Raw genomic sequence first — 22425 nt, 5'->3', positions numbered from 1 at the left:
AGTGGCAAATTTACAACCAGGCACACTTTGTATATATAGGGATACAAAGTATCCTATTGGAGTGATGATGCCCGCTGGCCTGCCTTCGGATTACCGGTGTGCCGTAGAAGTGACTGTCGAGATCGCCGGCGGGAAGTGGAAGCCGTTGATCGTTCACTACCTGCTGAGCGGCACTAAACGGTTTGGGGAACTGCGAAAGCTGATCGGCGGCGTGACCCAGCGCTCGCTTACCTTGCAGCTGCGCGAGCTTGAGGCAAGCGGCATCGTCCGGCGCGAAGTGTTTGCAGAAGTTCCGCCGCGTGTTGAATACACGTTGACGCCGCTGGGCACCACACTGGCGCCAACACTGGAAGCAATGAAGTTGTGGGGAGAACGCTATCTGGCCAGCAGGGACGGTTAGCCGCTGCGGCACGTCGTGGGCGCACAACCCGCTCGAATCGCCACACCTGCGTCATTACGCCTAGACACGTTCGTACGGATCCGATGGAATGGCCTGCATCGGGGCTTCAGCATGCGCTGCACCTCCACGCTGGAAGAGCCTTGTTGCAGTGCTTCCTCGGGCAGCAGCTGCATGCCCGTAATCGGAGCACCCGAGAACAACGGATTGCTGACCGACAGCTCGCCGAGCTGAAGCACCTGCTTGGAGCCAATCAGAGTGCGTTGGGCATAGGCCTCGATCTGGTCGAAGCGCGAAGGGCCATTGCCATACCTGGACAACGATTGGCGGCTGCGGACGATCCAATCGCCTGGTGATACTTGATCCGCTGTCCACATCCAGCAAGTGCTATGCCGGAAAGGGAGTGGATGGAACGTGGTATGGGCTGGCGTGCCTTGCCTGTGTCGAGTTGGACGCCTCGCACCCCAACTATCTCCTCGCTGTGAGGGCATTCGATTACGGCGGGAAGGCGCTTCGGCAGCGCCTGCATCTTCCTCATGACGCGGTTGCCTTCGTGGTGGAATGCGAAGACGAGGTTTCGACGCAGGTTGGTTTCCGGAAGCTGACCTACTAGTGAAATCGACGGACAGCCTCGATAACGCACTCCAATCCCTGCCAAAGCGGCGCGGGTTTCCAACCGGGGATGGGCACTCCTTGAGGCGTCTTTGAACTGAGCGCGAAGCGAATAGTCCAGTGTGGACGGCTCCCGCCCAAGCCGTGGCCTATTCTTGCCGCTGCAGGGTGAACAGGGTGAGGGCGCGTGCACCGCCCCCATCCTGGACTGGACTCAGCCAGCAGGCTGCATCCCGCTGGGCGTTGCCCGGCGCGACGCCGCCAGATAGCGGCAGTACTTGCCGATGAAGATGCCGGTGAATCCGCCAGACAGCAGGAGATAGGCGGCGCTGAAACCTGCGTTGCTGCTCAGGCCGGGCGCCACGGCGAGCGCCGTTTCAAAACCGTACTTGATGACGAACGTGACCAGCAGCAGTGGCAGCAGGCTGTAGTCGGCACTACGCCACAGCGTGCCCGTGGAGGCGTCCACGCTCAGCGTTGCCCGGCGCGGCAGCAGCCAGCCCACTGCTGCGCCCGCGCAGATGCCGGCCAGCCATTCGCCCCACGCCAACGGCGAGCCGCCATAGCGGTGGCTGATCGACCAGATGCCCCAGGCGCTGAACAGCGCCGGCACGATGGCCAGCTTCCGCAGCGAGGTCTGCCCCGGCCGCATGGCCGCGATGCCGCGCGAGACCAGGAACGCCAGAAGCACCCAGACCCAGATGGGGGTCTGCCAGAGGAGTTGCTGCAGCAGGTTCACGGGAGGTCCTTTCGGTGAGTGCCGGCCATGCAGGCGGCGGTGACRCTCACTATTGGCGGTACGCATTGCCCGGACAAGTGACAGGTGTCAGCGATACGGCCTGCACCCTTCCCTCTGCGCGGCGCTCGGCGATGTACGCGTGTCCTATCGTGTCAGCGTGACCAGCGAACGGATGAATCGAATTCGGTTCCTGTCCGCATGTCGATTGCACCCCTGCTCCACCGGCGTTGTGCCGCTCACCGAATCGCAGCCGAGGCTGCACCACATGGCGTCTTGCCGGCCTGGCCGGCACCACCCTTGCGATGCGGATGTCCGGAATCGGCATTACCGTGACGCATCACGGTGAATGGCATGCGCCTTCAATCGGGCGCACGTCGGGTTCTGATACGGCCCTTTGCTGGCGGGGCCGGCGCTGCAGCCGGCACGGTATGATGCCGACTTTCTCGCACTTGCCATCGCTGTAGCGCGCGTTGCTGTTGGCTCGCGCCGGTGCAGCTGAGACCCCACCCACTCCATGCTCGCTTCCTCTTCCCCCTTCATCATCTGGGCGGCCGTGGCCGTTGCCACCGTCGGCCTGCTGTTCCGGCCGTTCCGCATTCCGGAGTACGTGTGGGCGCTTGGCGCGGCCGCGCTGCTTCCGCTGCTTGGGGCGGTGTCGCTCGGCACGACCTGGCACGCGGTTGCTGAAGGCCGGGATGTCTATCTGTTCCTGGTCGGCATGATGGTGCTGGCCGAGCTGGCGCGGCGCGAGGGCCTGTTCGACTGGCTGGCCTTGTATGCGGTGCGGCATGCGGGCGGCTCGGGGCGGCGGTTGTTCGATCTGGTGTTCCTGGTCGGCACGGTGGTGACGGTGTTCCTGTCCAACGATGCCACGGCGGTGGTGCTGACGCCCGCGGTCTATGCCGCGTGCAAGGCGGCCCGCGCCAACCCCCTGCCCTATCTGTTTGTCTGTGCGTTCATCGCCAATGCGGCGAGCTTCGTGCTGCCTATTTCCAACCCGGCCAACCTGGTGGTGTACGGCAACCACATGCCACCGCTGCTGCAGTGGCTGGCGCAGTTCGCGCTGCCTTCGCTGGCGGCGATCGGTGCCACGTATCTGGTGCTGCGCTGGGTGCATCGCCGCGAGATCGCGCAGCCGTTGGCGGCGTCGCCCGAGCATCGCCCGCTTACCGAGGGTGGCCGGCTGAGTGCGCTGGGGGTGTTGTTCACCGGCACCGTGCTGCTGGTGACCTCCGCACTGAACGGCCCATTGGGCCTGGCTACGTTCTGTGCGGGCGCGCTGAGCGTAGCGGTGGTGGCGATCCGCCAGCGCCGCAGCCCGCTGCCGCTGTTGCGCCACGTCTCCTGGGGCGTGCTGCCGCTGGTGGCCGGCCTGTTCGTGCTGGTTGAAGCGGTTTCGCAGACCGGTGTCATCCAGACAGCGGCCAGCAACCTGCAGGCGCTGGCGCAGACCTCGCCGCATCAGGCGGGCTGGCTGGCCGGAGGCGCAGCCGCACTGCTCAGCAACGTGGCCAACAATCTGCCGGTGGGCCTGGCGGCGGGCTCGCTGGGCCAGATGGCCGAGCTGCCGGCGCAGACACGCGCGGCGTTGCTGATCGGCGTGGACCTGGGCCCGAACCTGTCGGTGACCGGCTCGCTGGCCACCATGCTGTGGCTGGTGGCGTTGCGCCGCGAAGGCGAGCATGTCAGCGCGCTCGACTTCCTGCGTGTCGGCGCGCTGGTGATGCCGCCCGCGCTGATCGGGGCGTTGCTGCTGCTCTGATCAGGCGCGGGCTGGAACGCCAGGCCACCTATCGCGACCAGCGCAGCGCCCAGGATCGGCAGCTGCTTCACAGACACTTGCCCGGTGCAGATTACTCGGCGTAGCTTGCGGTGTTCTTGCCGTGCCGTTTTGCGTGATAGAGCGCCTTGTCCGCCTTCGCCAGCCAATCTTCTGCGCTGCCCGTGCCAGCCGCTGCGGCGATGCCGATACTGACGCTGAACTGGATATGGGCTGTTTCAGGGGCGCCCGGCTCCTGCAGGTAGTGCCTTATCTGCTCGGCCACATCCATGGCCTCTGCCGGTATCCGCTGGCGCAGCAGGACGGCGAACTCATCACCGCCCAGGCGCGCCGGCATGTCACCCGGCTGGGCCAGCTGACGCAGCACCACGGCGATGCGGCGAAGCACCTCATCGCCGGCACGATGGCCATGCGAATCATTGATCCGCTTGAAATCATCAACATCGAGCATCAGCAGGCACGCATCGCCGCCGTGGTGCTGCCCCGTCTGCAGCATCTGCTGGGCGCGCTGGATCAGGAAACCGCGGTTGGCCAGCTCCACCAGCGGATCCATCCGGCTCAGGCGCTGCAGTTGGCGATTCTGTGATTTCACCCGGCGCGCCAGCCGCCAGCTCAGCACGCTCAACCCGATGCCGTAGACGAACAGGAAAGGCAGGCTGAGGACAACGGTGCGCTGCGAGGTGATGGGTTGATAAGGCAGGCCCAGGGCAAGCCAGGTAGCGGCGAACCCGACCACCAGGGCCAGGGTTGCCCTCGTTGCCAGGCGGATGCCGCCGGCGGCGATCTTGTCGGCCACCAGCAACGCGGCAAACAACGCACTTGGCACCGTGCTGAGGGCCATGAAGGCGATCCATGCGCCTCCAAAGAGAGAGTCGACGATCATGCAGCGGAACTGCGCTGCTGCAGGCTCGCGGGCGCGACGTGTCAGGAGCATCGCCAGCGCCGGCCATGCGATGGCGTTGAGCAATAGCAGCACCCAGGGCGCAGCATCCGCCTGACGCTCCAGAATGATCGAGGCAATCGGAAGCGCGCCCAAGCCATTCCCCACGAAGCGCATCCAGCCGATGCGCCGGGCTGCACCGACGCCCTCGACGGCGACTTCTGTTGAGTCAGTGAGAAACGGCATTGCCAGCTCTCCTGATGATCACTCCCCTGCAATTCACCCGGACACCCCTTTGTGCGCGAGTCTGACATCTGTACGTCAACGACAGGTCAATGAGGCAAGGGAGTGCTGCCATCGCAGCCGCATGCCGAGGCTGCGCACATGGGTTGATGGGCCGTGCGGCAGCCCTTCATCCGCCTGTGTTGCAGCGTTAACGCCCCGTGGCAGAGGCTGGTCAACACGCCCGAGGAGCACACTCCAGTGAACGAGAAGAAGCTGCGGGATGACCTGCCTTTCAACCCTGGCGCCGACGTGGACGATGCGTCGAAGAGCCATACCCCGGACAGGCTCAGGAATGACAAAGCGACATGGAAGGAGCACGACATGCCCGACGATGGTGATGACCCCAAAGCTACGCCCGACGACTACGAGCGGCCTGATCCCGATCCGACCGGGTAGGCACGGCGGGTTGACGCCAATTGAAGCCAACGTGCGTGCCACGCGGCATGGCGGGCCTCCTTGCTTAAGGTGCGCCCGCAGAGCGCGCTGTAAGCGCGCGCCGGATCGCGTGTTGCCGGCCAGCGGCCGGCACTACCGGACGCGACGCACGGGCAACGCCGGGTCATTCCCGGCGGACGCGGAGATGGGTAGCGCCGGGCCATGCCCGGCGGATGCGAAGAACAGAAGGGCCGGCAGGCATTCGATGCGGTGGAACAGCCGCGGGGAGTTCCTGGCTTCTGCTGCGGACAGGTGATCAGCTGGYGTCGACGCCAGCCAGATCGCCATCGCTGTCGATCTCCCAACGCAGTTCGAAGTTCAGTTCCAGCTGTCGTCCCGGCTGCAACCGGGTCGGCGCCAGCGTGAATCCGTCGGGTGGGCCGGTCTGCGGCTCCACGCAGGTGGCGTGCACTGCCCCGTCGTAGACCACCCAGTGATCGGTGTCGGCGCTCAGCCGCAGCCGCTGGCCGGCGGCAAGCAGCGTCACTTCGGCCTGGTTGATGAAGCAGTCATCCCACGGCCCCTGCGTTGGCTGCACGCAGGGCAAGGTGGCGATGCCCTCCCCGTCGCGCGGGTACATCGCGCTGGGTGCGAACAGCAGTCGATCCGGCTTGCGGAACCAGGGATGCCAGCCAAGCACGGCTGGCATTGCCATGGCACCGGCCTGCACTGCGAGGCGCAGCGTCAGGCGGTCGGGTTGCACGAGGAGATGCTGCGATGCCCTGCCTCCGAAGGGCCAATAGGCGTCCTCAGGCAGGTCCAGCGACAGCGAGGCGCCGTCCGGTTCAAGGCGGTCGATGCGCCACGGCCGTGAGAAGCCGACGCCATGGATGGCGTGCATTCCGAAGTTCACCGGCAGCTGATAGGGCCTGCCTTCGAAGACGAAGCGTCCGTGCCGGATGCGCCCGGCCCAGGGCAGCATGGGATAGCACCCCCACGCAATGCCCGCCTGCCCTACTTCATGTTCGCTGACGAGCCAGTCCACACCGTCACAGCGTAGTTGGGCGATGCGCCCACCGGCTTCCGGTGCAAGCGCGACCTCCAGCCTGCCTGCCCGCAACCAGTGCAGTGGGCCGGCAGGCAGTGCCGCCTGCGCATCATCCGTGGGCGAAGTCGGCTCAGGTGCCATAGGGATGGATCGTCCGGATGCTGCCATCTGCTTCCATGTGCAGCGGTGTGCACTTGACCGAACGCAGGTGGGTGACCCCGCCGGACAACAACGCGTCGTGATAGAACAGGTACCACCGCCCCTGGAACGCACAGATGGAGTGATGGGTGGTCCAGCCCACCACGGGGGTGAGAATCACGCCGCGATAGGTGAACGGCCCGTACGGGCTGTCGCTGGTGGCATAGCACAGCAGGTGCGTATCACCAGTGGAGTACGACAGGTAATACCGGCCCTGGTACTTGTGCAGCCACGGTCCTTCGAAGAAGCGACGGGCATGGTCGTCGGCGCGCAGCGGCTGCCCGTGCTCGTCCAGGATGACGATCTCCCGGGTGGGTTCGGCAAGCCGGGTCATGCCGGCGTCCAGTCGCCCGATACGCGGGCCCAGTGCCGACGCCTCGCCTGCAGGTTCTTCATGCGCCGGGTCGTAGCGGTTGTCGCGATACTTCTGCAGCTGGCCACCCCAGATGCCACCGAAACAGAGGTAGTGCGTGCCGTCGTCGTCCTCGAACACGGCCGGGTCGATCGAGTACGCGCCCTCGATGGGATCGGGCTCTGGAGTGAACGGGCCCTCCGGCCGATCCGCCGCCGCAACGCCGATGCGGAACATGCCGTGGGCGTCCTTGGCCGGGAAGTACAGGTAATAGCGGCCATCGCGGGAGGCGGCATCCGGTGCCCACATCTGCTGGCTGGCCCAGGGGACGTCGCGCACATGCAGCGCCACGCCGCAGTCGGTGGCCTCGCCCTCCGGTGTTTCCATCCGCAGCACGTGGTAGTCCTGCATGCCGAAGTGCCCGCCCTCATCGTCGAAGGGGGCGCCGCTGTCGATGTCGTGCGATGGATAGATGTACAGCCGCCCCTCGAACACATGGGCCGAAGGGTCGGCCGTGTAGATGTGGCTTACCAGGGGCTGGGAGATGGCGTGCGCTGCCAGTTGCTGCAGATCGCTGCCCTGGCGCCGCGACTGCAGGTCCTGCTCGATGCGGGTCTCCATGCGCTTGTTGATCTCGTAGAAGAAAAGCAGCGCGACTGCAGCCAGGAACGGCAGGGAGCAGTACACGCTCACCGTCAGGCGGATACCATCCACCACGGCTTCGGGCTGTTGCGGTGCGCCTGCCTGGTAGCCGTGATGGGCGAGGATGCCGGCGACCAGCGCGCCACCGATGCTGAGCCCGATCTTCAGGCCACACAGCATCGCCGAGAAGACGATGGCGGTGGCACGGCGATGGTTCTTCCATTCGGAGTAGTCGGCGACGTCGGCGATCATCGCCCACAGCACCGGGATGGTGATGCCGTAGCAGAACCCGTGCAGCATGAAGGCAGCGAAGGCCACGGCGACCGCCGTGGGCGGGAAGAAATAGAACGCCAGCAGGAACACGGTGGACACCAGCAAAGCACCGCCAAAGACATCACGCTTGCCGAAACGGTCGGCCAGGCGGCGCGATACACCGATGCCCAGGATCATGCAGACGATGCCGCAGGCGTTGAACAGGCTGAATGCCGATGTTGCCGGATCCTTCGGCCAGGCGAACCCGGCCAGGCCCAGACCGTTGAGTGCCGCGTTGACGGCGCCGATGAAGCGGTTGAAGCCGGAGCTGTCGAGAAATCCCGCCAGGGCGGCCTCGCTCATGTAGTACTGGAAGTAGTAGACGTAGGTACCGCCCTTCAGCGACAGGTTGATGAAGACCAGGATGGTCAGCGCCAGCATCACCTTCCATGGGCGGTTGCGCAGCAGGTCGGACAGGTCCTGCAGCACCCCGGCAGTCTGTTCCTTCGCCGGYCCGATGCGCTCGCGCGTGGTGGCGAAGGTGATCAGGAAGAACACCGTTCCCACCACCGCAAATACCGTCATGACCCGCTCGAAGCCCAGCACCCGGTCGCCGTCGCCGAGGATCAGCACCAGCGGCAGCAGCAGGACCTGGATGATGAACTGCGCGATCATCACCGCCACGAAGCGGTAGGCCGACAGGCTGTTGCGCTGGGCCATGCTGCCGGTGAGCACGCCACTGAGTGCCGAGTACGGCAGATTGTTGGCCGCATACACGAGCATCAACAGGCCGTAGGTGGCCAGGGCGTAGACGACCTTGGCGCGCGGCGCCAGGTCGGGGGTGCTGAAGGCCAGCAGTGACAGCACCCCGAAGGGAATCGCCGTCCACAGGATCCACGGCCGGAACTTGCCCCAGCGGCTGACCGTGCGATCGGCGGCGATGCCGATCAACGGGGTGAACACGAAGGCACCGAGCACGCCGATCACGAAGATGATCGTGGCGGCTGTGGCGGGCGGCAGCCGATACACATCGGTGTAGAAGAACGCGAGGTAGGTGATCAGCGTCTGGAAGATCAGGTTGGCGGCCAGGTCGCCCAGGCTGTAGCCGAGCTTCTCCCGGATGGACAGCGTGTGCCCGGTGCTTTCCATGCGGCGCGCATCAGTCACGGTTGGTCTCCACGGTGAACCCGGCCCTCGCGCGGATGTCGGCGCTGGAGCTGCCCACCCATGCCTCGTACGCGCCCGCCGGCACGGCATAGCCGCCGCGCGCGTCGTCATAGTGGCGCAGGGCCTGCTGCGCTTCCAGGTCGAACACCACGGTGCGCCGCTCGCCTGCGGCCAGGTGCACACGCTGGAAGCCGCGCAATGTCTGGCGTGCGTCGCCTGGCCCGGCCTGCAGCCGTCGCACATACAGCTGGACCACTTCGTCGCCGGCGCGCTTGCCCGTGTTGGCGATCTCGACCTGCAACTTGAGTGTCCCGTCGTTGGCGATGCGCGTTGAATCTAGCTGCAGCCTGCCGTAGTCGAAGCGGGTGTACGACAGCCCGTGCCCGAACGGATACAGCGGGGTACCGCGGAAGTAGCGGTAGGTGCGTCCTTCCATCGTGTAGTCGTCAAAGGCCGGCATCGCCTCGTCCGCCTTGTAGAAGGTCACCGGCAGGCGCCCGCCCGGATTGACGTCGCCGAACAGCGCCTGGCCGACGGCAGTGCCGCCGCGTTGCCCGGGATACCAGCTCATCAGGATGGCGGACAGATTCTGCTGCGCCCAGTCCACCGCCATGGCAGAGCCGCCGGTGAGGACCATCACCACCGGTTTGCCGGTGCCATGCAGCGCTTCCAGCAGCGAGCGCTGGGGCGCGGGCAGGCGCAGGTCGGTACGGTCACCGCCGGCGAAGCCCGGGTAGTTGACCTTCATCTCTTCGCCTTCGACGTCGCCGGTGAGGCCGCCCACGAACACCACCACATCGGCGTTGCGCGCGGCCTCCAGTGCCGCTTCGAACGGCGGCTTGGCTCCGGGCATGCGCCACCCCAGGCGGACGCCGGCATCGCGCTCGGCGTCGAAGTACTCAAGCCTCAGGTCATAGGCGCGGCCGGCCTGCAGGTCCAGGTCCACGCCATCGCCGTGCAGGCGATCACTGTTGGCCCAGTGGTCGAGCACCCGCTTGCCGTCCACGTAGAGGCGGAAACCATCGTCGGCGGCCGCCTCGATCCGGTAGCGCCCCGAGACGGGCGGCAGCAACTGGCCAGTCCAGCGGATGCTGAAACCATCGCTGGGGATGCCCTGCCCCGGTGCGGCTTCACCACGGGCCAGCAGGTTGTCGGTCGGGGAACCCCGATCCCAGCGGAATCCGATCTGGGCATCGGTGCGGACCAGGGCCGGAGTGCCGGAAAGATCGGCGGTACGGAAGTACTCGCCGCGCAGCCCGCGCTCCGGGGAGTCAGCCGACGGGCGCAGGTAGGTCGCTTCGATCAAGGGTGTAGCGCTGGGATCGTCGCGCCCTTCAACCAGGTCCACGCCGCGTGCGTAGCTCACCTCGATTCCCTTGGCGGCATCGCGGATGCCCTGCAGGAGGGTGACCGGCGCGGCCGGGGTGCCGAAGTAGTTGCCGAGCAATGCCATGGTGTCATCGGCCGTGGGGCCGATCACGGCGATGCGCTTCAGGTTGCGGGACAGCGGCAGCACGCCATCGTTCTTCAGCAGCACCAGCGATTCCTGGGCGGCCTTCAGGGCCAGCGCATCATGCGCCGGAGCCTGGTTGACCGACGCGGGAATCTGCGCCCAGCGCACGCGCTCGGGTGGGTCGAACATGCCCAGCCGCATCCGCGCGGCAAACAGGCGGGTCACCGCATCGTCGATCTCCGCCTCGCTGATCAGGCCCTGCCGTACTGCCGCCGGCAGCGTGGCGTACTCCTGGCCGCACTCCAGTTCGGTGCCGTTGCGGACCGCCAACGCGGCGGCCGCCTCGCGGCTGGGAACGATCCGGTGATGTTTCCAGATGTCGACGATGGCCCAGCAGTCGGACACCACGTAGCCCTTGAAGCCCCAGTCGCGGCGCAGCACGTCGCGCAGCAGGAACCGGCTGGCGCTGGCGGACTCGCCGTACACCCGGTTGTAGGCGCCCATCACCGCGTCCACCTGCCCCTCTTTCACCAGCGCCTCGAACGCGGGCAGGTAGGTGTCGTACAGGTCGCGCTTGCTCGGGCGCGCATCGAAGTGGTGGCGATCGGCCTCGGGGCCACTGTGCACGGCCAGGTGTTTGGCGGTGGCGTCGAGCTTGCGGTACACCGGGTCATCGCCCTGCAGACCGTGCACGAAGGCCACGCCCATGCGGGCGGTGAGGTACGGGTCCTCGCCGTAGGTTTCCTGGCCACGGCCCCATCGCGGGTCGCGGAAGATGTTGATGTTCGGCGACCAGTAGGTCAGCCCCTGGTAGCGGCCATGCGAGCCCTCACGGAGGAACTGGTGGTGCTTGGCACGGGCTTCGTCGCTGATGGTGCTGGCCACCTGCCCCATCAGCGGCACATCGAAGGTGGCCGCCAGGCCGATGGCCTGCGGAAACACGGTGGCCTGCCCTGCCCGCGCCACGCCATGCAGGCCTTCGTTCCACCAGTCGTAGGCGGGAACGCCCAGGCGCTCGATCGCGGGCGCGGCGTTCTGCATCTGCGCTGCCTTCTCCTCCAGGGTCATCCGTGCGACCAGGGCAGCGGCGCGGTTTTCGAAGCTGGCCGAGGTGTCGAGCCAGGGCGCGGGCTCGGCTGCGTAACCCGTGCCCGCCAGCGCGATGGCAGCGCACAGGGCCAGCGGGCGGAAGATGGGAGTGCGCGTCATCATTTGCTCCTCAATGCACGCTCGTCGCGCGCGAATGGTCCCAGCAGGGCGCCGACGAAGCCGCCTGCACGATCCGTACTCAACACCGTTCCGTCCACGGCATCGGCCAGTGTCTGCCAGCCACGCCCGTCGCCGCTGTCGAAGGCGAACGCATAGCGGCCTTCGTCACCAGCGATCTTCAGGCGCAGCGACGTCGCTGCCGTTGCCTGGCGCGTTGCCAGGGTGCGGGTGACACCGCTGCCGTCGCGCGCTTCCAGGAAGACCGCCACGCGGTCACCGCCGAGGCTGCGCACGCCAAGGAAATACCAGTGGGTCTCGCTCTGGAAAGCTGCCAGGCCTGCGGCCACGCCCGCCGCCGGCCGGGTCATGGCCGTGCTGGATTCGAAGCGCAGGTGCTGCTGGCGCCGGCCGAGGAACGCGGGGTTGCGCAGCGTGTCCAGGTTCTCCGCCAGCGGATGCACGGCCAAGGCCCCCGGTCGCTCGCGCAGGTCCGCCCACGGCTGCCTGGGGATGCGCACGCGCAGCCAGCCGCTGCCGAGTGCCGGCGCATCGAATTCGTCACGTTCGGTGAAATTGCCGGTGGACGGCGCCTGCGACGCTTCGCCCTGCATCCAGGAGGGCGCTCTGGCCACATACGGAATGGCCTGGTTGGCCGGCAGGATCACCGGCCAGCCGTCACGCCATTGCACCGGCAGCAGATAGGTCTCGCGCCCGGTGTTGTAGTGGCGCGTGTCGTAGTTGCGGCTGGCAAGGAACACCGCCCACCATGAGCCGTCCGGCCCCTCCACCAGATCCGCATGCCCGGCATTGGTGATCGGCAACGGCCTGTCGGCGGGCAGGTCACGCTGGGTGAGAATCGGATTGCCCGCATACGGCACGTAGGGCCCCCATACATTACGGCTGCGCAACACCACCTGCGAATGTTGCGGCCCGGTGCCGCCTTCCGCGTCGGAGAGGTAGTACCAGCCATCGCGTTGGTAGATGTGCGGCCCCTCGATCCAGATAGGGTTCCTGGCCGGCTCCACCCCGCCGTCGATCAACACCTTGCGGGGACCTACCGGGGCGAAGGTCGCCAGATCAATCTGCTGCATCCAGATGGCACGGTGGCCCTCGTAACGTGGCGGGCCGGGCGGTACATCGTTGTTGAGCAGATACACGGTGCCGTCGTTGTCGAAGAACAATGACGGATCGATTCCATCGATGCCAGGCAGCCAGTGCGGGTCGGACCAGGGACCGGCAGGATCACGGGCGGTAGCGATGAAGTTGCCGCCGCTGTCGACGGCCGTGGTGACCACGTAGAACATGCCGTCGTGGTAACTGATGGCCGGCGCGAAGATACCGCGCGACACGCCCAGTCCGTCGAAGTCCAGCTGCGACGGTCGGTCGATCACATTGCCGACCTGCTTCCAGTGCACCAGGTCCACGCTTTCGAATACCGGGATGCCCGGGAAGTAGGTGAAGCTGGAATTGACCAGATAGAAGCGCCCGTTTGCGGCGACGATGCTGGGGTCGGCATGGAACCCGGCAAGAATCGGGTTGCGATAGTGCCCGGCCGGCAACGGCGCATCGAAGGCCACGTCGCGACCGCTGTACTCGAACCAGTCGAAGTAGACCGGCGGCGCGGGCGGCGCTGCCCACGCCTGCGGCAGCAACGACATCAACACGAGTACTGGAGCCAGCAGCAGACGCATCAGGGAACCTCCGCAGGGGTGATGGAAAGCTCGAACGGGCCGGCGGGCGCCCCACTGCTGTCGCGCAGGGTGCACACCGGGCCATCGGCCCAGCAGTAGCGCACGCGCCCGCCCGCGTCTGCCAGCGGGCTGCGCAGCACGACGTCGTGCCCGTGCAGCACCGCGTCGGCGTAGYGGCAGTGGTGCGCATCGGCGTCGCACAGCTCGAAGCCGATGGGGCCGTTSGCGCCGGTCGTGACCARGGTGCCGGTGAYCCCGTTGAAGCGGATACGCACGCCGGCGCGCGTGGCCGATGCTTCGCGTGCAGTTGGGCCGGCGGGCGCCAGGCTGCGCTCGCCATAGACCACATGGCGCGCTGCCCGCGCCAGCCGCCGGCCCAGTTCCTGCTTGTTCGGCGGGTGGATGTCGTAGGCATCGCCGATGTCGATGGCCACGGCCAGCCCGGTGCGCGGGTCTTCCGCCGCAGCGAGCCGCTGCGCCTCGCGCACCTGCGCCCAGCCACTTTCAACCGGCGCCACGGGTGGCTGGCCATAGCCGGCCAGCTGCACCAGCAGCAGCGGCGTGTGCGCGCCGAACCGCCCCCGCCAGTCGTCACGCAGGCTGCGCAGGCGTGCGAGGTATGCCGTTGCGTCACCGGTGTTGGATTCACCCTGGTACCACAGCATGCCGCGCAGGCCATAGGCACCCAGCGGCGCGATCATGCCGTTGTACAGCGTCGACAGTCCCGTGGCGGCGTGCCACGGTGCCAGCGGCGGCGCCTGTGCGCCGGGCGCCACCCGGTACTGCCAGCGGGCATCCAGCTCGATGCGCGTACCGTCATCCAGGCCGATGGCGTGCGCGCTCGCGGGCCCTGCAAGGCCGCCCTCACCGTAGGTGTCCAGGACATTGATCACCACGGTGTTGGCGCCGGCTTTCAGCAATCCGGCTGGCAGCGCATAGGTTCGCCGCTCGCCCGCACCGTACTGGCTGCCCACGGCCACGCCGTTCACCCAGGTCATGTCCGTCTCGTCGATGGGGCCGAGCTCGAGCTGTGCGCGCTTGGCGGCCTGGTCGGCGCTCAGTGTCACCTGGGTGCGGTACCAGACCATGCCGTTGTAGCCGGCCAGCGCTGGCACACCCCAGCGCTCCCACGCCCCGAGCGTGGCAGGGGCGCGTTGCCATCCACGGCTGTCGCTGCCTGGCTGCCAAGGTGCATCGGCGGCGGCGGCATCGGCGCGTGTTGTCCACCAGTGTTGCCACTGCTGGCCCCAACGTTCGTTTGCCGCCGCCGGATCACGCGCGTACAGCGCGAGCACGTCAAGCGCTGGGCCCAGGCCACCCTGCATGCGCAGGGCATTGCTGCTGGTCCAGGCCTCGATACGCGAGCCGCCCCACGCTGCCTGGATCAGCCCCATCGGAACGTCGACGGTCCTGCGCAGTTCACGCGCAAAGTAGAAACACGCGGCGGAAAAGTCACGCACGGTGTCCGGTGACGCGGGGCGCCATGCCACAGATGCGGAAAAATCACTCTGCGGTGAAACCGCCGCCGCCTTCGGCACGGTGAACAGGCGGATCCCCGGTTCCGTAGCGGAGGCGATCTCGCTGCCTGCATCAAGCGCGCGCCACACCRGAAGCTCCATGTTCGACTGCCCGGAACACAACCAGACATCGCCGATCTGCACGTCGCGCACGATCTGGCTGGCATGCCCGGACCGGACCGACATTTCGTAAGGTCCGCCGGCTGCGGCAGGCGGCAGCGTTGCGTGCCAGCGGCCATCGCCAGCCGCGTGCGTGCTGACAGCGCGCCCGGCAAACGCCACGGAAACCGGGGCGCCCGGCGTGGCCTGGCCCCATACCGGAATCGGCCGGTCACGCTGCAGCACGGCGTGATCCTGGAACAGCGGATGCAGCAGCGCCATCGTTGGTTCCTGTGCCGCTGCACGCGTGGCGCAGCCGCCCATGGCAACCAGCAGCAGCCATCCCACCCACGACGTCGGCTTCATCGGCCATCTCCTGGCGCGGAGGGAAACTGCAGGGCCTGGTACCAGACCAGCGGATGCGGCGGCGCGGCTTCGCCTGCGGGCAACGGTCTGCCGCTCACCGACTGGAAGTACGCCACGCTGGCATCGCGCCACCACTGTGCTTCGCGCTGCTGGATACGCAGGAAGGCCGTGACCTGCGCATGCCGTTGCGCATCCACCTTGCCCTGCAGCCCCGCCCAGGTGGCCTGCATGCCCTGCACCTGCCGTACCCCCCGCGAGTAGCGCCCGACCAGTTCGTCCCACAGCGTCCGCCCCGAAGCCATGCGGTGATTCCACGGCACGTGGTGGAACCACAGCAGCAGCGGCTCCGGAACCCGCGCCAGATCGCCATACTGCTCGGCCACGCCGGGGGAATACTGGGCCACGGCGTTGCTGCCGCGTGCGGTGCGGTCGAAGCCGATGCCGTTGTGATCCGCACGGTGGTAGTACACCGACGTCCAGTCCGCGCGCGGGCCGACATCGACCCATGGACCGGGACCATAGTGGTGCCCCCGCGCCATCAGATGGTGCAGGCCCAGCGGCGTCATGTAGTTCACCGCAGCCTCGCGCGAGGCCATCATCATCCCGACGATGGGCTGCACCACGCCGGGATCGGCCGAGAACGTCAGCGCCGCCCAGTCCGCCGCGATGTCCTGGGCCGATTGCCGCGGATCCCACGCAAGGCGCCCGAAGGCGTACCAGTTGGCCTGGTCGAAGTGCGATCCACTCCAGGTGCGGTCGGTGCCGATGTTGGCGACCCCGGCCATGCCGGCCAGGGACTGCGCCACGGTGGCCCCMTTGCCGCGTATGCGGGTGTCGGACCGCAGCACTTCCTCGTACAACGGCCCCAGGTAAACCAGATGCGTGGCAAAGCCCAGGTACTCCTTGGTGATCTGCACTTCCATTACCAGCGGCGTGCGCGGCATGGCTCCGAACAGCGGATGGAACGGCTCACGCGGCTGGAAGTCGATGGGCCCGTTCTTCACCTGCAGCACCACGTTCGGGCGGAACGCACCATCCAGGCCGGCGAATTCGCTGTAGGCCTGCGTGGCGCGGTCCGCAGGAACGTCGTGCGCATAGACGAAGGCGCGCCACATCACCACGCCGCCGTGCGCGGCCAGCGCATCCGCCAGCAGGTTGGCGCCGTCGGCGTGCGAGCGGCCGTAGTCCTGCGGGCCGGGCTGCCCTTCCGAATTGGCCTTCACCAGGAAGCCACCGAAATCGGGAATGCGCGCGTAGATCTGCTCGGCTTTGTCGCGCCACCAGCGTTGCACGGCCGGGTCGAGCGGATCGGCGGTGTCGAGCCCGCCCAGCTCGATGGGTGCGCTGAAGCGTGCACTCAGGTAGACACGGATGCCGTACGGACGGAACAGATCGGCCAGTGTTGCCGCTTTGTCGAGATAGTCCGGCGCAAGACTCTGTGCGTTTGCATTCACGTTGTTGAGCACGGTGCCGTTGATGCCTACGGATGCGTTGGCGCGTGCATAGTCGGTGTAGCGCGGGTCGCGCCACTCCGGCAACGTCTGCCAGTCCCACAGTGAACGGCCTGCGTAGCCACGTTCGACATGGCCATCCAGGTTGTCCCAGTGATTGAGCACGCGCAGCCGGAGCCGTGGCGATTGACGCACATCGAGAGCGTCCAGTGCCGCGCCCGTCTGCAGCAGCCGCAGCAGATGGAACACCCCGTACAGCACGCCGATATCCCGCGGTGCGGCGACCAGCAGCGCATCGCGCCCGCCCACCTGTGTGCGCTTGAGCAGGTAGCCTTCCTCGCCCAGCGGCTGCATCTGCGCACGCAACGGCGCGATCAACGCCGAAGACTGCGGCGTACCCAGCACCAGCATAGGGCCGGTGGCTGCCGTACCCGCCAACTGCGGAGCGCTGCCGAGCAGCCCGGCCAGTCCACGCTGCAGTTCATCGCGCGCGGCGCGCTGCGTGGCTGTGTGATCAGGGGCCACCACCTGCCCCAGGCGGGTGCGGTAGTCGGCAGCGAGGGCCGGTTCGAGCGGAACGTAGCGCATCCACAGGGCATGGCCGTCCTCTGCGCGCGCGTCGCCCATGCAGGCCAGCAGCGCCAGCAGCGCCAGCACGGCAGCGAACATCCAATGACACCGCTCGCCATCCGGACCGGACCGTTGGGCGGCCGGCAAACCTTGTAAGCTCCGGACGTGCGCGGGCTTCGGCAGCGTCACAGAGAAGAACGGGAGCGCGTATTGGACAAGCCGAAGAAATCGGTCCGCCGCAAAACCAGTGGCGTGACGATCGACGAGGTGGCGGCCCTGGCCGGAGTGTCGCCGATGACGGTGTCGCGGGCGATCAACCAGGGCAAGGTGCGCGACGTCACCCGCGAGCGCGTGATGCGCGCAGTGCGTGAACTGGGCTATACGCCCAACCTCGCCGCCAGTTCGCTGGCCGCCGCGCAGCACACGCGTATTGCACTGATCTACACCGACCCCAGCGGTGCCTACCTGCGCGAACTGCTGGTCGGCCTGCTGCGCGTAGCGTCCAACGCTGCCATCCAGCTGGTCATCGACTACTGGGACGAGCCGGGCCCCGCGGCCCAGCGCAAGGCCGCGCGTGCTCTGGCCGGGCGGGTGGACGGCGTCATCCTGCCGCCGCCGCTGTGCGAATCGAAGCCCGTGGTGACCGAGCTGGTCAAGGCCGGCATCCCGGTGGTGGCTATCGCGCCGGGTCACCTCGGCAATGACATTTCCTGCGTGCGCATCGATGACTTCCACGCCGGCAGGGAATTGGCTGAACACCTGATCCAGCAGGGCCACCGCCGCATCGGCTTCATCTGCGGGCGCACCGACCTCAGTGCCAGCGCGCGGCGCTATGACGGCTTTGTCAGCGCGCTGCACGACGCYGGGCTGGAGGTCGACCCCGCCCTGGTCGAACAGGGCGACTACACCTACCGCTCCGGGCTGGCCGCTGCCGAGAAACTGCTGTGCCAGCCCAGGCCGCCCACCGCAATCCTGGCCAGCAACGACGATATGGGCGCGGCGGCGATCTCCGTCGCGCACCGGCGTGGCCTGGAGGTGCCCCGCGACCTGTCGGTGGTCGGCTTCGATGACAGCTCCGCCGCCACGACGGTCTGGCCCGAGCTCACCACCATCCATCAGCCCATCGCCTCGATGGCCGATGCCGCCATCGAGATCCTGCTGCGCACCATCCGCCGCCGCAGCGAGGGCGTGCGCGTGTTGACCGACCACGTGGTGCCGCACCGGCTGGTGGTGCGCGATTCGGTCACGCGCCCACCCGGTTCCCGATAGCGCAGGACGAAGCGTCACGGTCACGCGCCTGCGCACCCGATGCTGGTCTCCGCCTCGTTCAGGGCGCCCAGCGCGACACGTGACACCGACAGTGTCATCGCCCCCGCCGTTCCGATCGACCACGGGCGATCCAGCTTGCCGACGTCCGCACCTGCGGCTGCAAGGCACTTCAGCGGCACGCCCACGCGCGTCCATTGGCCCACCGGCAGTTTTGCCAGCGTCGACGTGAGCGCAATGCGGGCCGAGCAGCCCGTGCCGCAGCCCACCGCCAACCAGGCCTCGCCACGGGGTGCAGACTCCACCCGCAGCGTGGTCAGCAGCATCAGGTCGCCGTTGCTTTCGCGCTGCAGGTCCAGTGCCGTGTGTGACTGCAGCGCGGCAACTGCCTCAGCCTTGCCCGACCAGGCCAGGCGGCGGCCGTCTTCCTGTGCCAGGTGGTCCACGCCGGTGACCTTGAGCAGATCGCCCTCCAGGGCCTCCGGCACCTTGGTGACCGTGACGCCCTGCCCCGTGCTGTTCTGCAGGCGCAGAGCCATGCCTGAACCGGCTTCGCCGCGCGCGAAGAAGACGCCGGCGGCACCTTCATTGCCGGTTACCCCGGAGACTTCCGGCAGCGCCGCCAGATCGCCGTTGTCGGCGTAGGACAGGCCGAAGCCGAAGGCGAACTGCGGGTTGTAATCCTTCTGCCCCACATTGTTGGCGTACTGCGTCGCCGTGCGCGGCCAGCTGAAGCTCAACCTGCCCTTGAAATCGTGCTGCACGCTGCCATCAGGCCTGCGCAGCAGCACGTCGGCAACGCCAGCACCTTCCGAGCCGGGCAGCCACGCCGCCACGAACGCATCAGCGGCGTTGATCTCGCGGTTGACCCACAGCGGGCGTCCGCTCAGGAACACGGCCACCACCGGAATGCCGTCGGCCTTCAGCCGCTTGATCAGGTCAAGGTCGGCATCGTCCCCCGGCTTGTAGGCCAGCGTCGGCAGATCGCCCTGGAACTCGGCATACGGGCTCTCGCCGAATACCACCACGGCCACATCCGGCTTCGTTACATATTTCCCATCGACCGCCAGCACTGCCTCGCCACCCGCGGCCGACGCCTGCTGGGCGATGCCCTCGTAGATCGTGTCCGCATTGGGGAAGTCCTTGCGGGTCGTGCCGGTGCCCTGCCAGTTCAGCGTCCAGCCGCCGGCCTGCTTGCCCACGTCGTTGGCGCCGTCACCGGCCACCAGGATCCGTTGCTTGGGCGACAGTGGCAACACGCCCCTCTGGTTCTTCAGCAGTACCAGCGATTCGCGCACCGCCTGCCGTGCCAGCGCACGATGTTCCGGTGCGCCGATGAGGGCGAACTGGCCGCCGACCGCACGTGTGGACGGCTTGCCGGCCTCGAACAGACCCAGCCGCATCTTGACGCGCAGGATCCGGCGCACCGCCTCGTCCAGCCGTTGCTGGCTGATGGTGCCGTTCTTCACGGCGGCCAGCGTGGTCTCGTAGAAGCCCTTCCAGCTGTCCGAGGCCATGGCCATGTCCAGGCCCGCATTGATGGTGGCCGGGCAATCGGTGGTCGTGCAGCCCTTGACCTGCCCGTGGCCGTTCCAGTCGCCCACCACGAACCCACCGAAGTGCATGCGGCCCTTCAACGCATCGGTCAGGTACTGCCTGTGGCCATGCATTTTTTCGCCGTTGACGCTGTTGAAGGAGGCCATGACGGTCTGCGCGCCTGCAGCGATCGCCGGCGGATAGCCGGCCGCGTGGAAGCGCGCCAGGTCCGCTTCGCTGATCCGGGTATCCCCCTGGTCCTTGCCATCGGTAGTGCCACCGTCGCCGAGGAAGTGCTTCACCGAGGCGATCACATGACGACCATCGAGGAACGCGGGCGTACCCACTTTGCCCTGCAGCCCTTCGACCATTGCACCGGCATAGCTGGCCACCACCTCGGGCGATTCGGAATAGCCCTCATAGGTGCGCCCCCAGCGGTCGTCCTGCGGTACCGCCACGGTTGGTGCGAACGCCCACTCCATCCCGGTCGCACGGGTCTCCAGCGCGGTCACCTCGCCGATCCGGCGCAGCATATCCGGGTTGCGGGCCGCGCCCAGGCCGATGTTGTGCGGGAACAGCGTCGCGCCGATGATGTTGCTCTGCCCGTGCACGGCATCAATGCCGAACAGCACCGGAATCGCTTTGCCGCCGTTGGAGGTGTCCATCGACGCCGCGTAGAACGCATCGGCCAGCGCCAGCCATTCGGCCGGCGCGGCATCGTAACGGCCACCGGGATCTGAATTGCCACCGGCCAGGACCGAGCCCAACCGATAGCGGCGCACGTCGTCGGGCGTGATGCTGGCGATATCTCCCTGCACCAGCTGGCCGACCTTTTCCTCCACCGTCATGGTGGCCATCAGGTCGGTGATGCGCTTTTCCAGCGCGGGGTCCTCGGCCAGTGGCCAGGCGACCTGCGGCCACGGGTCCGGCGTCGCGGCTGCAGTTGCAGCTGCTTTCTCATCCTTGCCGCAGGCCGCCAGTGCCAGCAGCAGCGTGGTCAGCAGCACGCCAGCGTGGGCGCGTCCAACGTGTCGATGGGTCATCGCGTTCATCCTTCCATCTGCTCCAGTTCCTTGCCCTTGGTTTCGTGCACGTGCCTGAGCACGAAGAACACCGAAATGACCGCCGCCACCAGATAGATGCTGTACGTGGCTGCCAGCCCGGTGGCGGCCAGCAGAATCGGGAAGGTCACGGTGACGGCGAAATTGGCGGTCCACTGCGCCGCACCGGCCACCGCCAGGCCCGAACCGCGGATCTGATTGGGGAACATCTCGCCCAGCATCACCCACATCACCGGGCCCCACGAGATGTTGAAGAACACGACATAGGCATTGGCCGCCACCAGCGCCAGCGTGCCCATGCCCGCAGGCAGCTGCAGGTGCGTATCGACCAGCGAGCCGCTGGCGRATGCGGCCACCAGCAGTGCCAGTGACACCGCCATGCCGGCCGAGCCAACCCACAGCAATGGCTTGCGCCCGATGCGATCGATCAGCAGCACGGTGACGATGCAGGCGCCGATGCTGAGCGCACCGGACAGCACATTGATCAGCAGCGCGTCGTTCTCGGAGAAGCCGACGGCCTGCCAGAGCACGGCACCGTAGTAGAACACCACGTTGATGCCGACCAGCTGCTGGAAGGTGGCCAGGCCGATGCCGACCCAGACAATCGGGCGGATCCTGCCGGTGGCCTTGTTACGCAGGTCCGACAGCCGCGGCCGATGGTGGTCGGTCGACAGCGAAGCGTCGATCTCGGCAAGCTTCGCCTGCGCCTCGACACCGCCGTACAGCCGCGCAAGCACCTGCAGCGCCTCGTCCTTGCGGCGCTTCACCATCAGGTAGCGCGGGCTTTCCGGAATGGTCAGCAGCAGTGCCAGGAACAGCAGCGAGGGCACGGCCTGCATCCAGAACATCCAGCGCCACGCCGCGTGCCCGCCCCACAGTGCCTCGGTGGACGCACCGGCGGTGGCCGCCAGCAGATAGTTGGACAGGAACGCGACGGTCAGCCCGCTGATGATGGCGATCTGCTGGACCGTGGCGAGCCGGCCACGGTAGCGCGCCGGCGCGACTTCGGCGATGTAGGCCGGGGAGATGACACTGGCGGCCCCCACCGCAAAGCCCCCCAACACCCGCGCGACGATGAACATCGCCGAGGAGGATGCGGCGCCAGCGCCGATCGCCGACAGCAGGAACAACACTGCCGAGACGATCAGCACGTTGCGGCGGCCGAGACGGTCGGCCAGCCGGCCGGCGCTGAAGGCACCCACGGCGCAGCCCAGCAACATCGAGGCGATCTCGAACCCCTGCATCCACTCGCCGGATCTGAACGCCTGGTGCAGGCCGTCCTGGGTGCCGTTGATCACGCCGCTGTCGAACCCGAACAGGAATCCGCCAATCGTCGCCACCACGCTGATCAATACGATCAGCCGGGTGTTCTCTCCACCGCTCATTGCCTGCTGCATTGCTGTGCCCCTCCCCGGTTCGGTGTCATCGATGCGAGCCGCTGTGCTCAACGCAGCAGGTACTGGTTGATCAGGTTCTCGT

15 protein-coding genes and 1 pseudogene are annotated in these 22425 nt (G+C 67.2%); 4 read left to right on the top strand and 12 right to left on the bottom strand.

Annotated elements, in window-relative coordinates:
- Nucleotides 1-109: 109 nt before the first annotated feature.
- Complete coding sequence (locus AC1DJN_RS07115; RefSeq protein WP_312963245.1) at nucleotides 110-400, top strand: helix-turn-helix domain-containing protein; 291 nt, start codon at nucleotides 110-112, stop codon at nucleotides 398-400.
- On the opposite strand, the gene AC1DJN_RS07110 is transcribed toward AC1DJN_RS07115, so the two are convergent.
- Nucleotides 397-774: a fimbria/pilus outer membrane usher protein gene (locus tag AC1DJN_RS07110; RefSeq protein ID WP_425541453.1), complete on the bottom strand. Its 378-nt coding sequence runs from the start codon at nucleotides 772-774 to the stop codon at nucleotides 397-399. The genes AC1DJN_RS07115 and AC1DJN_RS07110 overlap by 4 nt on opposite strands.
- A 449-nt stretch (nucleotides 775-1223) precedes the next feature.
- Complete coding sequence (locus AC1DJN_RS07105) at nucleotides 1224-1748, bottom strand: DUF6622 family protein (protein ID WP_442251921.1); 525 nt, start codon at nucleotides 1746-1748, stop codon at nucleotides 1224-1226.
- A gap of 514 nt (nucleotides 1749-2262) precedes the next feature.
- Here AC1DJN_RS07105 and AC1DJN_RS07100 point away from each other — a divergent pair.
- Nucleotides 2263-3510 carry an arsenic transporter gene (locus AC1DJN_RS07100; RefSeq protein WP_478013505.1) on the top strand — a complete coding sequence of 416 codons (1248 nt, stop codon included), beginning with the start codon at nucleotides 2263-2265 and terminating at the stop codon, nucleotides 3508-3510.
- Between the two features lie 91 nt (nucleotides 3511-3601).
- Here the strand turns inward: AC1DJN_RS07100 and AC1DJN_RS07095 are convergent, their stop codons facing one another.
- Complete coding sequence (locus AC1DJN_RS07095) at nucleotides 3602-4654, bottom strand: sensor domain-containing diguanylate cyclase (RefSeq protein ID WP_442251919.1); 1053 nt, start codon at nucleotides 4652-4654, stop codon at nucleotides 3602-3604.
- Nucleotides 4655-4891: 237 nt separating this feature from the next.
- On the opposite strand from AC1DJN_RS07095, the gene AC1DJN_RS07090 reads away from it, so the two are divergent.
- Nucleotides 4892-5089 (top strand): hypothetical protein, encoded by a 198-nt coding sequence (locus AC1DJN_RS07090; protein WP_425507103.1) that lies wholly within the window; start codon nucleotides 4892-4894, stop codon nucleotides 5087-5089.
- 295 nt (nucleotides 5090-5384) lie between these two features.
- Here the strand turns inward: AC1DJN_RS07090 and AC1DJN_RS07085 are convergent, their stop codons facing one another.
- From AC1DJN_RS07085 to AC1DJN_RS07055, 7 genes and pseudogenes are all read right to left on the bottom strand, one after another.
- Nucleotides 5385-6257, bottom strand: a complete 873-nt coding sequence (locus AC1DJN_RS07085) for an aldose epimerase family protein (RefSeq protein ID WP_478039032.1) — start codon at nucleotides 6255-6257, stop codon at nucleotides 5385-5387.
- Entirely contained in the window at nucleotides 6247-7263 is a 1017-nt protein-coding gene (locus AC1DJN_RS07080; RefSeq protein WP_442251932.1) for a glycoside hydrolase family 43 protein, read from the bottom strand. The genes AC1DJN_RS07085 and AC1DJN_RS07080 overlap by 11 nt, the downstream gene beginning before the upstream one ends.
- Nucleotides 7237-8709: pseudogene (locus AC1DJN_RS07075) on the bottom strand (MFS transporter); the annotation flags it as partial. The gene AC1DJN_RS07080 and the pseudogene AC1DJN_RS07075, both read right to left, overlap by 27 nt.
- Nucleotides 8710-8719: 10 nt before the next feature.
- The gene (locus tag AC1DJN_RS07070; protein WP_442251917.1) at nucleotides 8720-11392 is read right to left on the bottom strand and encodes a glycoside hydrolase family 3 protein; all 2673 of its coding nucleotides are present in this window, start codon (nucleotides 11390-11392) and stop codon (nucleotides 8720-8722) included.
- Nucleotides 11389-13080 (bottom strand): glycoside hydrolase family 43 protein, encoded by a 1692-nt coding sequence (locus AC1DJN_RS07065; RefSeq protein WP_478013504.1) that lies wholly within the window; start codon nucleotides 13078-13080, stop codon nucleotides 11389-11391. Before AC1DJN_RS07065 ends, AC1DJN_RS07070 begins: the two co-directional genes overlap by 4 nt.
- The gene (locus tag AC1DJN_RS07060; RefSeq protein ID WP_478039031.1) at nucleotides 13080-15062 is read right to left on the bottom strand and encodes a sialate O-acetylesterase; all 1983 of its coding nucleotides are present in this window, start codon (nucleotides 15060-15062) and stop codon (nucleotides 13080-13082) included. Before AC1DJN_RS07060 ends, AC1DJN_RS07065 begins: the two co-directional genes overlap by 1 nt.
- On the bottom strand, nucleotides 15059-17182 hold the full coding sequence (locus AC1DJN_RS07055) for an alpha-glucuronidase family glycosyl hydrolase (protein ID WP_478039030.1): 2124 nt from the start codon (nucleotides 17180-17182) through the stop codon (nucleotides 15059-15061). Before AC1DJN_RS07055 ends, AC1DJN_RS07060 begins: the two co-directional genes overlap by 4 nt.
- 111 nt (nucleotides 17183-17293) lie before the next feature.
- Here AC1DJN_RS07055 and AC1DJN_RS07050 point away from each other — a divergent pair, with 111 nt between their 5' ends.
- On the top strand, nucleotides 17294-18352 hold the full coding sequence (locus tag AC1DJN_RS07050) for a LacI family DNA-binding transcriptional regulator (protein ID WP_032974760.1): 1059 nt from the start codon (nucleotides 17294-17296) through the stop codon (nucleotides 18350-18352).
- Nucleotides 18353-18372: 20 nt separating this feature from the next.
- On the opposite strand, the gene AC1DJN_RS07045 is transcribed toward AC1DJN_RS07050, so the two are convergent.
- Both AC1DJN_RS07045 and AC1DJN_RS07040 read right to left on the bottom strand, forming a co-directional pair.
- Nucleotides 18373-20928 carry a glycoside hydrolase family 3 N-terminal domain-containing protein gene (locus tag AC1DJN_RS07045; RefSeq protein WP_442252323.1) on the bottom strand — a complete coding sequence of 852 codons (2556 nt, stop codon included), beginning with the start codon at nucleotides 20926-20928 and terminating at the stop codon, nucleotides 18373-18375.
- Nucleotides 20929-20933: 5 nt separating this feature from the next.
- Nucleotides 20934-22343, bottom strand: coding sequence for a sugar porter family MFS transporter (locus AC1DJN_RS07040; RefSeq protein WP_478039029.1), 1410 nt, complete (start codon nucleotides 22341-22343; stop codon nucleotides 20934-20936).
- Nucleotides 22344-22425: the final 82 nt, after the last annotated feature.

The organism is Stenotrophomonas sp. 05L414_2, assembly GCF_056397905.1.
This window is presented reverse-complemented; position numbering and strand designations above follow the sequence as displayed.

Coding starts and splice junctions, on each gene's coding strand:
- AC1DJN_RS07100 (WP_478013505.1), top strand. CDS start 2,263: ATGCTCGCTTCCTCTTCCCCCTTCATCATCTGGGCGGCCGTGGCCGTT.
- AC1DJN_RS07110 (WP_425541453.1), bottom strand. CDS start 774: ATGTGGACAGCGGATCAAGTATCACCAGGCGATTGGATCGTCCGCAGC.
- AC1DJN_RS07045 (WP_442252323.1), bottom strand. CDS start 20,928: ATGACCCATCGACACGTTGGACGCGCCCACGCTGGCGTGCTGCTGACC.
- AC1DJN_RS07070 (WP_442251917.1), bottom strand. CDS start 11,392: ATGATGACGCGCACTCCCATCTTCCGCCCGCTGGCCCTGTGCGCTGCC.
- AC1DJN_RS07095 (WP_442251919.1), bottom strand. CDS start 4,654: ATGCCGTTTCTCACTGACTCAACAGAAGTCGCCGTCGAGGGCGTCGGT.
- AC1DJN_RS07065 (WP_478013504.1), bottom strand. CDS start 13,080: ATGCGTCTGCTGCTGGCTCCAGTACTCGTGTTGATGTCGTTGCTGCCG.